At 54.2% G+C, this 12,865-nt stretch carries 12 protein-coding genes; 3 read left to right on the top strand and 9 right to left on the bottom strand.

Annotated elements, in window-relative coordinates:
• Positions 1–132: 132 nt before the first annotated feature.
• Together BMW97_RS21235 and soxR are read right to left on the bottom strand one after the other, a co-directional pair.
• Positions 133–804, bottom strand: coding sequence for a glutathione S-transferase family protein (locus BMW97_RS21235; RefSeq protein ID WP_045909178.1), 672 nt, complete (start codon positions 802–804; stop codon positions 133–135).
• A 364-nt stretch (positions 805–1,168) separates the two neighbouring features.
• Positions 1,169–1,627 carry a redox-sensitive transcriptional activator SoxR gene (gene soxR, locus BMW97_RS21230; RefSeq protein ID WP_008503388.1) on the bottom strand — a complete coding sequence of 153 codons (459 nt, stop codon included), beginning with the start codon at positions 1,625–1,627 and terminating at the stop codon, positions 1,169–1,171.
• 98 nt (positions 1,628–1,725) lie between these two features.
• Between soxR and soxS the strand changes: the two genes are divergently transcribed.
• On the top strand, positions 1,726–2,052 hold the full coding sequence (gene soxS, locus BMW97_RS21225; protein ID WP_008503387.1) for a superoxide response transcriptional regulator SoxS: 327 nt from the start codon (positions 1,726–1,728) through the stop codon (positions 2,050–2,052).
• Positions 2,053–2,058: 6 nt separating this feature from the next.
• Here the strand turns inward: soxS and BMW97_RS21220 are convergent, their stop codons facing one another.
• Both BMW97_RS21220 and BMW97_RS21215 read right to left on the bottom strand, forming a co-directional pair.
• Positions 2,059–3,624 (bottom strand): EAL domain-containing protein, encoded by a 1,566-nt coding sequence (locus tag BMW97_RS21220; RefSeq protein ID WP_045909177.1) that lies wholly within the window; start codon positions 3,622–3,624, stop codon positions 2,059–2,061.
• A gap of 339 nt (positions 3,625–3,963) precedes the next feature.
• Positions 3,964–5,367 (bottom strand): sensor domain-containing diguanylate cyclase, encoded by a 1,404-nt coding sequence (locus BMW97_RS21215; RefSeq protein ID WP_045909176.1) that lies wholly within the window; start codon positions 5,365–5,367, stop codon positions 3,964–3,966.
• A 491-nt stretch (positions 5,368–5,858) separates the two neighbouring features.
• Between BMW97_RS21215 and BMW97_RS21210 the strand changes: the two genes are divergently transcribed.
• Complete coding sequence (locus tag BMW97_RS21210) at positions 5,859–6,140, top strand: YjcB family protein (protein ID WP_045261050.1); 282 nt, start codon at positions 5,859–5,861, stop codon at positions 6,138–6,140.
• A gap of 61 nt (positions 6,141–6,201) precedes the next feature.
• On the opposite strand, the gene ssb1 is transcribed toward BMW97_RS21210, so the two are convergent.
• Positions 6,202–6,726: a single-stranded DNA-binding protein SSB1 gene (gene ssb1, locus BMW97_RS21205; protein WP_008503384.1), complete on the bottom strand. Its 525-nt coding sequence runs from the start codon at positions 6,724–6,726 to the stop codon at positions 6,202–6,204.
• Positions 6,727–6,976: 250 nt separating this feature from the next.
• Here ssb1 and uvrA point away from each other — a divergent pair, with 250 nt between their 5' ends.
• Positions 6,977–9,799, top strand: coding sequence for an excinuclease ABC subunit UvrA (uvrA, locus tag BMW97_RS21200; RefSeq protein ID WP_045909175.1), 2,823 nt, complete (start codon positions 6,977–6,979; stop codon positions 9,797–9,799).
• 3 nt (positions 9,800–9,802) lie between these two features.
• Here uvrA and BMW97_RS21195 read toward each other — a convergent pair whose 3' ends face one another.
• The 4 genes from BMW97_RS21195 to tyrB all read right to left on the bottom strand — a co-directional run bounded on the left by BMW97_RS21195 (position 9,803) and on the right by tyrB (position 12,836).
• On the bottom strand, positions 9,803–10,156 hold the full coding sequence (locus BMW97_RS21195; RefSeq protein ID WP_008503382.1) for an MmcQ/YjbR family DNA-binding protein: 354 nt from the start codon (positions 10,154–10,156) through the stop codon (positions 9,803–9,805).
• Positions 10,157–10,158: 2 nt separating this feature from the next.
• On the bottom strand, positions 10,159–10,575 hold the full coding sequence (locus tag BMW97_RS21190) for a secondary thiamine-phosphate synthase enzyme YjbQ (RefSeq protein ID WP_045909174.1): 417 nt from the start codon (positions 10,573–10,575) through the stop codon (positions 10,159–10,161).
• Between the two features lie 113 nt (positions 10,576–10,688).
• Entirely contained in the window at positions 10,689–11,402 is a 714-nt protein-coding gene (gene aphA, locus BMW97_RS21185; protein WP_045909173.1) for an acid phosphatase AphA, read from the bottom strand.
• Positions 11,403–11,642: 240 nt separating this feature from the next.
• Positions 11,643–12,836 carry an aromatic amino acid transaminase gene (gene tyrB / locus BMW97_RS21180; protein WP_045909172.1) on the bottom strand — a complete coding sequence of 398 codons (1,194 nt, stop codon included), beginning with the start codon at positions 12,834–12,836 and terminating at the stop codon, positions 11,643–11,645.
• Between the last annotated feature and the right edge of the window lie 29 nt (positions 12,837–12,865).

Below are 12,865 nucleotides of genomic sequence, written 5' to 3'. Positions count from 1 at the left end.
AACGATTATCTAGCCTAATCCCCGCCCTTTTCAACTGAACTTTATCGTTTTTCGCTAAAATTCACTTATGACGCTGAAGAAATAAACAGAGGATGCGCAAACGTTATCGTCTATGCGCAATTTGTTTACATTTCAATCCTCCCCCGGGATGGATAACGGCCCCCCTTGTGCCAGGGTTCGTTGCCAGCCAGGGCTGTTTTCAACCTTCGTTTTCCATGCCTGACTATGCGGCAGGTTATTAATACCGCCGCGCGCCAGCAGGGCAAAGATCGGGAAGCTCATCTGGATGTCGGCCATGCTGAGCGAATCCCCGGCAAACCAGCTGTTTTTAGCAAGGTGCGACTCAATAAAGCGTGCATGGGTTTCCAGCTGGCGGTTGAGGTACGCTTTCTGCACCCCCTGCCCCAGCGCTTTCCCCAGGGTTCGGATACCAAATGGCACGGGCGGCTTGCCGAGGCTGTTGAAGACCAGCTTCATTAACAGCAGCGGCATCAGCGACCCTTCCGCGTAGTGCAGCCAGAAGCGGTACTGCACCTTATGCGCGGGATCTAAAGGCTTAAGCCGCGACTCGGGATCGTACGTCTCCTGCAAATACTCCAGAATGGCGCCTGACTCTGCGAGGATCAGTCCGTTATCTTCGATGACCGGTGATTTGCCCAACGGATGCACCTTTTTGAGCGCCTCAGGTGCCAGCATGTTCTTTTCGCGGTGATAGTGAACGATCTCATAAGGCAGACCGAGTTCTTCCAGCGCCCAGATTACGCGGTGCGAGCGCGACTGGTTTAGGTGGTGTACCGTGAGCATGGCTTTCTCCTGTTATTCATACTTTTTAACTATAGAAAATTGAACAACACCGCGAAAAAAATTCGGCTAAAAACCGGTCAGCGTCGCTGGCGAAAAAACGGGCCTTGCATAGAATTAAAGTGTCAGCACAATCCGGAACCTCCCCAACCAGCTCGACACGAGGGGTGCTGATGTCGGGGGAAACCCTCCCGTGAACCAGCGGGATAGAGAGAAAGACAAAGACCGGGAAAAACTAAAGCGCCCTTTGTGGCGCTTTAGTTCTTTATGTATGTGGGGTTTTGCCGAGTGGCGGCTACGCCTTACCCGGCCTACATTTGACGGTTTGGTAGGCCGGGTAAGCGAAGCGCCACCCGGCAAACCACTCTCAATCTTCCTCCAGCAACCGCGCTCCCGTCCCCTGCTCGCCCAGTTTGTCGCCGGGGTTACGCAGCGGGCAGTCGCTGCGCGACAGGCAGCCGCAGCCAATGCAGCCATCCAGTTCGTCACGCAGCGCGACCAGCGTATGAATACGCCTGTCCAACTCTTCACGCCACTGGGACGACAGCTCTTTCCACTCTTTCGGGCTCAGCGTGTGCCCTTCCGGCAGCACGCCAAATGCCTCGCCGATCGTGGCCAGGGGAATTCCGATTCGTTGCGCAATTTTGATAATCGCCACATAGCGGAGCACGTCGCGGGTATAGCGACGCTGGTTGCCGCCGTTACGGATGCTTTTAATTAACCCTTTGCTTTCATAGAAGTGGAGCGCCGATACCGCCACGCCGCTTCGCTTTGCCACTTCGCCGGGGGTTAACAGCGCTTTAATGCGCGGCAATCTCTTTTCCATAAAACCTCTTTACCTCAAGTTAACTTGAGGAATTATACTCCCCCGTAGAGAAAACGACGAATTAACCGAGATAGTTGTATCTACAGAGGGGCAACCTTATGTCGCATCAGCAGATTATTCAGACGCTTATTGAATGGATTGATGACCATATCGACCAACCGTTGAACATTGATGTGGTCGCGAAAAAGTCGGGCTATTCGAAATGGTATTTACAGAGAATGTTCCGTACGGTCATGCATCAGACGCTGGGTGAGTACATTCGTCAGCGCAGACTGCTGCTGGCGGCGCAGGCGCTACGCTCAACGCAGCGGCCGATTTTTGATATCGCGATGGATCTTGGTTATGTGTCGCAACAAACCTTTTCCCGCGTGTTTCGCCGCGAGTTTGACCGCACGCCGAGCGACTATCGCCACCAGTTGAATTAATCACGCTCAGTGCAAAGGTTGCTGCTGCCAGGTCATAAATTCCTGGGGCGGCATCGCTTTCGCGAAGTGCCATCCCTGACAAAACTGGACGCCGCGCTTCAACAGCCAGCTCACCTGCTCTGCCGTCTCAACCCCTTCCGCAATGGTTTTCAGCCGCAGGCTTTGCGCCATCTCGATAATATGCTCGGCGATCAGGTGGCTGGTGCTGTTGGTCGTTAAGGTATCGATAAACGATTTGTCGATTTTCAAAATATCGACGTTCAGCGAGTAGAGATTGTGCAGGTTCGAGTAGCCGGTACCGAAATCATCGATGGCCACTTCATACCCCGCCTGACGAAAAGCCTGAATCACCGGCGTGGTTTTAGGCACATCGATAAAACCGCGTTCCGTCACTTCAATTTTAATTTGCTGCGCGCGGACGGCATAGTGGCGGGCCTTCTCAGAAATCATGGCGATCAGCCGCGAGGAGTGGAAATCCGTCGCCGACAGGTTAATCGAAATATAGAGATGCGGATGCTCGGCCAGGAAATGGCCTAAATCACTGAACACTTCCTCAACGACATAATCCGTAATCCGCTCGCTCATCCCCTCATTTTCAGCCAGCGGAATAAACTCAGCCGGGCTCATCACCTGCCCGTTAAAACCAGGCCAGCGTAATAACGCCTCCGCGCCGACACACCGGTTGTTCTTGATATCAATAATCGGCTGATAGTGCACGCAAAGCTGGCGTTTGTTCAGCGCCCTGTGCAGTAAACGCCCCGGCGAATTGAGCTCACGATGGGTGCGGGACCAGACCAGCAAAATAATAATGCTGCAAATCATTCCCAGCGGCAGCGTTAATGTCGCCTGATGGTAAAGCGTTTCATAAAAGCGTTTATTCGATGTCGACACGATGGCCGCAATCGGTCTTTTGGGGGATGTGACGATCGTATAAAAGCGGTTATCTTTTTGAAATACCGATTCCTTATCCCGAATCATCGAATTTAATAAAGAAACATTGGCTTTCTGACTGACGGAAAAGAAAGCATTGGTTACCGTGTCGTATACCCCCCACGAGAGAGAATGATCCGCAGACATGACTTCGCTGTATGAAAGTGGATTAACGACCACCACATAATTTCCACGCTGCATATATGTCATTTTATAACCAGTATAAAATGGGGTGTCGCGATAATAATAGATAGCGACGTCAGGTTTACGCGTGTAATTAGCGACGGGAATGGCGTAGGGACGATCCGGTGTAAAAACGGTCGAACAAAGAAAATTCTGACCTTCAGCATAAATTAAATCGGCAACAAACAGGCGGCCACGAACAACGTTCAACATATATTGACGGTGTCCCGGGGAGCAAAGCTCGCCCCGATATTTTTCCGCCTCGTCCCGGGCCAGATCAACCTGCTGTATAACCAGCTCTGTTTTGTCTAAAGCCAGTTCAGCAAATGTCCGTAGCTGGGCGCTTGTTTCAGACACAGCTCTTAGCTGGGCAAACCATAGCGCAAGCATCACCGGCAGCATAACTACCATGATGATCCCTACCACCCTGAGCATCTTGCGCTGCGCGCTACGATTCATTTCCCGCCCTATATCCCTGCATGTTGTACGCCTGTAGTAATGAAGGCCGGATGCTGTGTTAAACAGGTGATTACGTTGCATGAATCATGCGAAGTTAGCAACTGACTTTTCGTATTAAAAATCTTAAATTTCGTTATGACGATAATATTTTCCCGTAAGTGAAACTGTAAGTATTCGTTCCGTTTCAATTAAGGAAAATAATTATCCAGCCCGTAAGGGCGGTGGGAAGATAACACAACAGACGATTGTTGATTAAGCCAAACTTCTGGCAGCATGAAAAAAGCACACCGTCATCATGACGTTTTATGCTATTTGATCGGGTGTATTGTGTTCACTGATTTATAAATAATCAGCCGCCACCACCGTTTTTCCTCGCCCCAAATGCTTAGCCTCATATAACGCTTTATCAGCACGCCTTAGCAAGGCTGAAGTATCCCGCTGTCCCCCGCGGACTTCCACGACCCCTGCGCTAAACGACAGCGACAGCGTTCTCTCGCCCACTATCAGTGGATGAGTTTGCAGAACGGTGCGCAACCTGGCGGACAGTTGCGCAGCGCCATTGCCGTCAGTTTGCGCCAGCAGGAGCAAAAATTCCTCCCCTCCCACGCGCCCTAGTGCGGAGCCTGAAGGGGCCAACTCACGGATAGCATTACAGAAGTGAAGAAGCGCCGCATCGCCCACCGGGTGTCCCCACTCGTCGTTGATCTGTTTGAAAAAATCCAGGTCAAACATCAGAACGCAAAAATGACTGTTGGCCTCCTGCCTGGCACTGGAAGCCAGCGCAAGCTCCAGCTGCTGCAAAATCGCCGACCGGTTAAAGCAGCCGGTGAGATCGTCAGTGGTGGCTTTAACTTCGAGCTGCTGTTCGGCTTTTTTCCGCTCGGTGATATCCAGCCCAATATTGAGGATAGAGTTGTCCGGCAACAGAATGTTTGACCACAGCACCGTCAGGGGGGTGCCATCTTTGCGTAGCGGATGCCATTCATACATATCCTTCAGCGGCGAGACATTGACCGACTCTCTTACCCGCCGCCGCTCTTCAGGATCGGGATAAAACAGCGAAAGCGGATCGGCATGTTCCGCGATCTCCGCCATCGTCCAGCCGAATACTTTTTCACATTCGGCATTCCACAGCACGCAGCGGTTAAATTTGTCGAAAGAGTTCATTAAAACCGGGGCGCGTTCAAAGAGCGTCTTATATTGCGTCACGACGCGCTGCATTTCCTGCGCCGTTTTTTCTCGGGCAATAATTTCCGCAAAATAGTCTTTTAATTTTTCGACCAGCACCACGACGATATTTTTCAGAATCGGCAAAGAAGAAAGCCTTTCTTCGAACGCTAAAAAGAAATAACCGCTGCAGTGCCAGTTTTGAGTTGAAAGCTTGCACAGCACACCGCTTTGCAGTTGCGCATAGCCCGGGTGCTGAGGAGGAAATAACGTGCGGCCAATATTCTCTTTCCAGTAAACCACCCGCCACGATCGATGATGCCGCTGGAGCAGCGTGTTCGCCAGGAAATCGGCCACGTCGAGGGGATGGCAGGTCATCTCCCCGGCGGACACCACGCGCTTCAGCCCGTCATCACCGTTAACGCTGACCCAGGCAAGGCTTGCGCCCAGCGCGCGACTGATGGTCGCCAGCATGTCGGCCAGAGAACATTGAGCATGAAGCTGGGGCATTAACTTAGCCAGCGCATGCAACGCCTGCATGCTGTCATTAACAATCTCACGTCGGTTTTCTTTCATTTTTTTCGCTGATTATCAGGCGATAAACCGGACGCAACTTTCTTCAGATTCGAAAAATCGACAAACCAACGCGCAGGCTGAATCTCAGCGTAGCGAATTAAAAACAACGTTGTGTGTAATTAAAAACGTACAAAGAAATAAAAAAATAATGAAATTCAAAAACCTGAAAGGTTAGCTGCGAGTAAAATTAATTGTCCACTCAAGCATAAGCCATAGGGTTATTGCTGTAAACATTGTACAGAGTGCGTCCTTTTGCATCAGTTTTGCTATCTTAATGAATTCATTATAAAGAGTGCGGGAACTGGGGAACTTAGCCAGCAAAGATATATTTTCACTCAGGCACCCACTGATTCTCGGCAACTATGAATCGCTCGTTTTTCATCATCCCGGGACTGGCGAATAAAACAGCAAACGTGATATAGTTCACACAACTTATGTAACGAAAACATTCTGTTTCATTCAGTTCGTCTGTTTTATAGAGGATGGGTTTTATGGCAACCATTACTACCAGCATGGTACTCCTGCGCTGGCCTTTGTTGAGTGCGGTACTGATGTTTTTGGCCAGCACGCTGAACATTCAGTTTCGTAAATCTGACTACGCGGGTCTCGCTGTCATCAGCACGCTGTTGGGGCTGGGGGCTGCCTGCTGGTTTGCAACGGGTCTGCTTGGCATTACCCTGCTGGATATGGCCGCCGTCTGGGAAAATATCAAAGTGGTGATGGTTGAGGCGATGAGCCACACACCACCAGACTGGCCGATGGTGATTACCTGATCCCTTATGGAATAAAAAAACCCAGACAATGTCTGGGTTTTTTGTTTGGGGAACGCGGAAATCAGAACGGAATGTCGTCGTCGAAATCCATTGGCGGTTCGTTAGACGGTGCAGGAGCAGACTGCTGCTGCGGGCGAGACTGCGCGCCGCCGCTGAACTGGTTGCCACCCTGCGGCTGCTGAGGCTGACCCCAACCGCCCTGCTGCTGGCCGCCACCTGCTGGTGCGCCACCACCCTGACGGCCACCCAGCATCTGCATGGTGCCGCCGACGTTAACCACCACTTCCGTCGTGTACTTCTCAGCACCGGACTGATCGGTCCATTTGCGGGTGCGCAGCTGGCCTTCGATATAGACCTGAGAACCTTTACGCAGATATTCACCGGCCACTTCTGCCAGTTTGCCAAACAGCACAACGCGGTGCCATTCGGTCTGCTCTTTCATCTCACCGGTCGCTTTATCACGCCAGGATTCGGAAGTAGCCAGCGTAATGTTGGCAACTGCGCCACCACTCGGCATGTAGCGTACTTCCGGGTCCTGGCCCAGATTACCGACGAGAATCACCTTGTTTACGCCTCTGCTGGCCATGTTCGTGTCTCCTGAATACGTTTCTTAATAGTGTAAACGCGCGAGTGTACCATTTCCATGCCGCACTTTGATAGTTGCGTAGCACGTTCCAGAGTTCTCCCGCAACTCGACATTGTTACACAGCGAATCAGAAAATGCATTCCAATACTGTATATTCAAACAGGTCAAATTGTGTCATAATTAGCCGTTTCTGACAGCCGTTTGTCCTTCAAACAAACCAGGCAATCCGTGTTCCAACCGGGAAAGGTGAATGGATAAGATCGAAGTTCGGGGCGCCCGCACCCACAATCTCAAGAATATCAACCTGATAATCCCTCGCGACAAGCTGATTGTCGTGACCGGGCTGTCGGGGTCTGGCAAATCCTCACTGGCTTTCGACACCCTGTATGCCGAAGGACAGCGTCGTTACGTTGAATCACTCTCTGCGTACGCGCGTCAGTTCCTGTCGCTGATGGAAAAACCGGATGTCGACCACATTGAAGGGTTGTCCCCTGCTATCTCTATTGAGCAGAAATCCACCTCGCATAACCCGCGTTCAACGGTCGGTACCATTACCGAAATCCATGACTACCTGCGTCTGCTGTATGCCCGCGTGGGTGAGCCGCGCTGCCCGGACCACGACGTCCCGCTCGCGGCACAGACCGTGAGCCAGATGGTAGACAACGTCCTGTCGCAGCCGGAAGGCAAGCGCCTGATGCTGCTGGCGCCGATCATCAAAGAGCGTAAGGGTGAGCACACCAAAACCCTGGAAAACCTGGCAAGCCAGGGCTATATCCGCGCCCGTATCGACGGTGAAGTTTGCGACCTGTCCGATCCGCCCAAGCTGGAACTGCAGAAGAAGCACACCATCGAGGTGGTGATTGATCGCTTTAAGGTGCGTGACGATCTCGCCACGCGTCTCGCAGAATCGTTTGAAACGGCGCTGGAACTCTCCGGCGGCACGGCCGTGGTCTCTGACATGGACGACCCGAAAGCGGAAGAGCTGCTCTTCTCCGCCAACTTTGCCTGCCCGATTTGCGGCTACAGCATGCGCGAGCTGGAACCGCGCCTGTTCTCGTTTAACAACCCGGCGGGCGCCTGCCCGACGTGTGACGGCCTGGGCGTGCAGCAGTATTTCGATCCGGACCGCGTGATCCAGAATCCGGAGCTTTCCCTGGCGGGCGGCGCCATTCGCGGCTGGGACAAGCGTAATTTCTATTACTTCCAGATGCTGAAGTCGCTGGCGGAGCACTATAAGTTCGACGTTGAAGCGCCGTGGGCCAGCCTGAGCCCGAACGTACACAAAGTGATCCTGTTCGGCTCTGGCAAAGAGAACATCGAGTTCAAATACATGAACGATCGCGGTGATACCTCCGTGCGTCGCCACCCGTTCGAAGGGGTGCTGCACAACATGGAGCGCCGCTACAAAGAGACCGAATCCAGCGCGGTGCGCGAAGAGCTGGCGAAGTTCATCAGCAACCGCTCCTGCGCCACCTGCGAGGGCACGCGCCTGCGTCGCGAAGCGCGCCACGTGTTTGTGGAAAATACGGCGCTGCCGACCATCTCAGACATGAGCATCGGCCACGCGATGGACTTCTTCAATAACCTGAAGCTCTCTGGCCAGCGCGCGAAAATCGCCGAAAAAGTGCTGAAAGAGATTGGCGATCGCCTGAAGTTCCTGGTGAACGTCGGCCTGAACTACCTGACGCTTTCCCGCTCGGCAGAAACGCTCTCCGGCGGTGAAGCCCAACGTATTCGTCTGGCGAGCCAGATTGGTGCGGGCCTGGTGGGCGTGATGTACGTGCTGGACGAGCCGTCAATCGGCCTGCACCAGCGCGATAACGAACGTCTGCTCGGCACCCTGATCCACCTGCGCAATCTCGGTAACACGGTGATTGTGGTCGAGCACGACGAAGACGCGATCCGCGCCGCAGACCACGTGATCGACATCGGCCCGGGTGCCGGCGTCCACGGTGGCCAGGTGGTGGCGGAAGGGACGCTGAAAGACATTATGGCGGTGCCCGAGTCGCTGACCGGCCAGTACATGAGCGGCAAGCGCAAGATTGACGTCCCCAAACAGCGCGTGGCAGCGGATCCGGAAAAAGTGCTGAAGCTGACCGGCGCGCGCGGCAATAACCTGAAAGACGTCACCCTGACCCTGCCCGTCGGGCTGTTTACCTGTGTCACCGGCGTGTCCGGCTCCGGTAAATCGACGCTGATCAACGATACGCTGTTCCCGATTGCACAGACCGCGCTTAACGGTGCGACGCTGGCAGAGCCGGCACCATACCGCGACATTCAGGGGCTGGAGCATTTCGATAAAGTTATCGATATCGACCAGAGCCCGATTGGCCGTACGCCGCGCTCTAACCCGGCAACCTATACCGGCGTTTTCACGCCCGTACGTGAACTGTTTGCCGGTGTGCCGGAGGCGCGCTCACGCGGGTATACGCCAGGACGTTTCAGCTTTAACGTGCGCGGTGGCCGCTGCGAAGCGTGCCAGGGCGATGGCGTGATCAAGGTTGAGATGCACTTCCTGCCGGATATCTACGTGCCGTGCGACCAGTGCAAAGGCAAACGCTATAACCGCGAAACGCTGGAGATTAAGTACAAGGGCAAGACCATCCACGAAGTGCTGGACATGACCATCGAAGAGGCGCGCGAGTTCTTTGACGCCGTTCCGGCGCTGGCGCGTAAGCTGCAGACGCTGATGGACGTCGGCCTGACCTACATTCGTCTGGGTCAGTCCGCAACGACGCTGTCCGGCGGTGAAGCGCAGCGCGTGAAGCTGGCGCGCGAGCTGTCAAAGCGCGGTACTGGCCAGACGCTGTATATCCTGGATGAGCCGACCACCGGTCTGCACTTTGCCGACATCCAGCAACTGCTGGACGTGCTGCATCAACTGCGCGATCAGGGCAACACTATCGTGGTCATCGAACATAACCTGGACGTGATTAAAACCGCGGACTGGATTGTCGATCTCGGCCCGGAAGGCGGCAGCGGCGGCGGTGAAATCCTCGTCTCCGGTACGCCAGAGACCGTTGCAGAGTGCGAAGCCTCGCACACCGCGCGCTTCCTTAAACCGTTGCTGTAATTGTCACACGGAGAGCTGCTGTCGGGTCGTTTCCGGCAGCAGCTCAACCGCCTGCTGATAAGATGCGTCCACCAGGTAGTAAATTTGTGAGCCTGGAATCGATCCATCCAGATAGACGGTGCTCCAGTGCGCCTTATTGAGGTGCTGGCTCGGCCTCACGTCATCATGCTGCTGACGGAGTAAATCGGCCAGTTCAGGGCTGGTTTTCAGCGATGCCGCCGGACGGCCCTCCACCTCTTTCACCATCGCAAACAGCACATCCCCCACTTTAACCTGCGTGGCCTTCCAGTCGCTGTGGACGCTCTGCTCCGCACCGGGCTTGCTCATGCAGTACTGAAGTATCTCCGAAATTGTCATCTTTATTCCCCTTGTAGCGTGGCGATAATTTTACGCGAACCACCGTGAATGCGATGCTCTCCCAGCCAGATCCCCTGCCACGTGCCCAACAGCAGCCGCCCGTTGTGGACCGGCAGCATCAACGATACGCCCAGCAAAGAGGACTTAATATGCGAAGGCATATCGTCCGCCCCCTCATAGTCATGCTCGTAAGGGGCGTTGTCTGGAACGCTCTTCAGAAAATGCCGCTCCATGTCAGACCGGACGGTGGGATCGCAATTTTCATTCAGCGTCAGAGAGGCAGACGTATGCTGAAGCAGCAGATGCAGCAAACCCGTTCTGACGCGCGACAGGTCGCGGAGTTGCCCGATGACTTCATCCGTCACCAGGTGAAATCCGCGTGGCTTCGCGCTTAAGGTCAGGGTCTGTTGGTACCACATAGGCTGCTCCATGATGAAAGATGAATCTTTCTAAGTGTGCAGCAAGAAGACGAAAGGTAAAACCCGCAGCAGCGAGATTTGATTAAAAAAGAGTCAAACTCGCTGCCAGGGACTCAGTACTCCGAGTTGACGATCACCTCTTCGCCAAACTTTCCGGCCATCGGCAGCGGTCGATAGGTAGAGTTAGACGCGCGTAACACCCTGATCCCTCTGGCTCCTGCATCCTGCGCGGCGGTAATGTCGTTATCCGAATCGCCATAAAACACTTTGATGTTTTTCTTTTCCAGCCACTGGATTTTGGTGTTTTGCCCCTCTTTGTCACCGGCAAAAATGACCGGGTTCATGTTGGCTGCCGGGATCTGGAAATCGTCCTGCAGGGTTCTGGAGACGGTTTCCGTTTTGGTCTGGCTACGACCGGTGACGAAATAAATACTGTCGCCACGCTTAACATGCATAGCAATTACCGCCCGGGCGACCTCTTTCGGAATGCTGTACTCGTCCCAGCCGTTATTCATTTTTTCCCAGAACTCCGGGTTCTTCAGATACGCTTCGCTGTCGGGAGAATACATTTTTTTGCCGCGCCAGAATCCTGGGCTTGAGAACAAGACGGTATCGTCAATATCGAAGCCCACGGCCATTGGTGGCCGCCCCATCAGGCTGTTTTCGATTTGGGCCACGGAAACCCAGTGAATGGGCGCCTGCTCGGCAAGAATGGCGGCGGTAGTGCCGGTGTAAAGCGGCGTCGGGGCGGAAGCTCGCGCGACGACGGCGCTGTTAAGTGAGAACAATAAGCAGGCGGCGCTGAGCGCCAGTGTGATCTTGCGCATATTTTCCCCTGAATATTCAGCTTGTTATCGTTTTATTTTGAGTGAATGGTCAAAAAACTATCCGACCATAACCCCAGCGGGAGGTGAAGGGAAGGAGTTTTTGCTTATGAAGCGGAATAAAAAGAAGACGATCACAAAGCGCAGCGCCACCGGGCAATGACTGGCACCGGCGCGAACAAAAAAGCCGGGTGGCGGCTGCGCCTTACCCGGCCTACATATAGCATGCAAGTAAGTGAATACTTACATTACGGAGGCAAACGCCTGCGCCACGCGATGAACGTTGCCGGCATTCAGGCCCGCCACGCACATACGGCCGCTGGCGATCAGGTAGACGCCGAACTCTTCGCGCAGGCGATCGACCTGCGCCGCGCTCAGTCCGGTATAGCTGAACATCCCGCGCTGCTTGAGCAGATAATCAAAGTTATGCCCAGGCACAGCCTCTTTCAGGACATTAACCAGCTCCTGACGCATCGACACGATGCGCTTACGCATCGCCTCCACTTCGCCAAGCCAGGACGCTTTCAGCGTTTCATCACCGAGAACCGTCGCCACCACCTGCGCACCAAAGTTTGGCGGGCTGGAGTAGATACGGCGCACCGTCGCTTTCAGCTGACCCAGCACGCGGCTGGCTGCTTCGGCGTCTTCACATACCACGGAAAGACCACCAACGCGTTCACCGTACAGGGAGAAGATTTTAGAGAAGGAGTTACTCACCAGAACAGGCAGCCCCGCGCTGGCAGCGGCGCGGATGGCATAGGCGTCTTCTTCCATACCTGCGCCAAAGCCCTGATAGGCGATATCGAGGAATGGGATCAGGTTACGGGCCTTCAGCACCTCAATCACCGCATCCCACTGGGCATTGGTGAGATCGGCACCGGTCGGGTTATGGCAGCACGGATGCAGCAGCACAATACTGCGCTCCGGCAGGGTGTTCAGTTTTTCCAGCAGCGCGTCAACGCGCACGCCGTTCGTTTCGCTGTCGAACCACGGATAGGTCGCCACCTTAAAGCCCGCGCCCTCGAAGATCGCTACGTGGTTTTCCCACGTCGGGTCGCTGACCCACACGCCTGAATCCGGAAAATATTTTTTCAGGAAGTCTGCGCCCACTTTCAGCGCACCCGAGCCGCCCAGCGTCTGGATGGTCGCCACGCGTTTTTGCGCGAGCACCGCGTGATCGGCGCCGAACAGCAGCGGCGCGATGGTGTTGCGATAAGCGTTTAGCCCTTCCATCGGCAGATACAGAGAAGCGCCGTGTGGAACAGCGTTCAGACGCGTTTCGGCTTCAGCTACGGCTTTTAATTGAGGGATAATGCCATCCTCGTTGTAATACAGACCGATGCTGAGGTTCACTTTGTCGCTGCGAGGATCTTCTTTAAAACGCTCCATTAAGGAGAGGATAGGGTCGCCGGCATAGGCGTCAACTTTCTGAAACACGCGATGGTTCTCCGGAATTCGATGAGGCA

This window comes from Enterobacter sp. NFIX58 (assembly GCF_900110475.1).
Taxonomy (GTDB): domain Bacteria; phylum Pseudomonadota; class Gammaproteobacteria; order Enterobacterales; family Enterobacteriaceae; genus Enterobacter; species Enterobacter quasiroggenkampii.
Note: the sequence above shows the minus strand (reverse complement) of the source record. Positions and strands in the feature narration are given on the sequence as shown.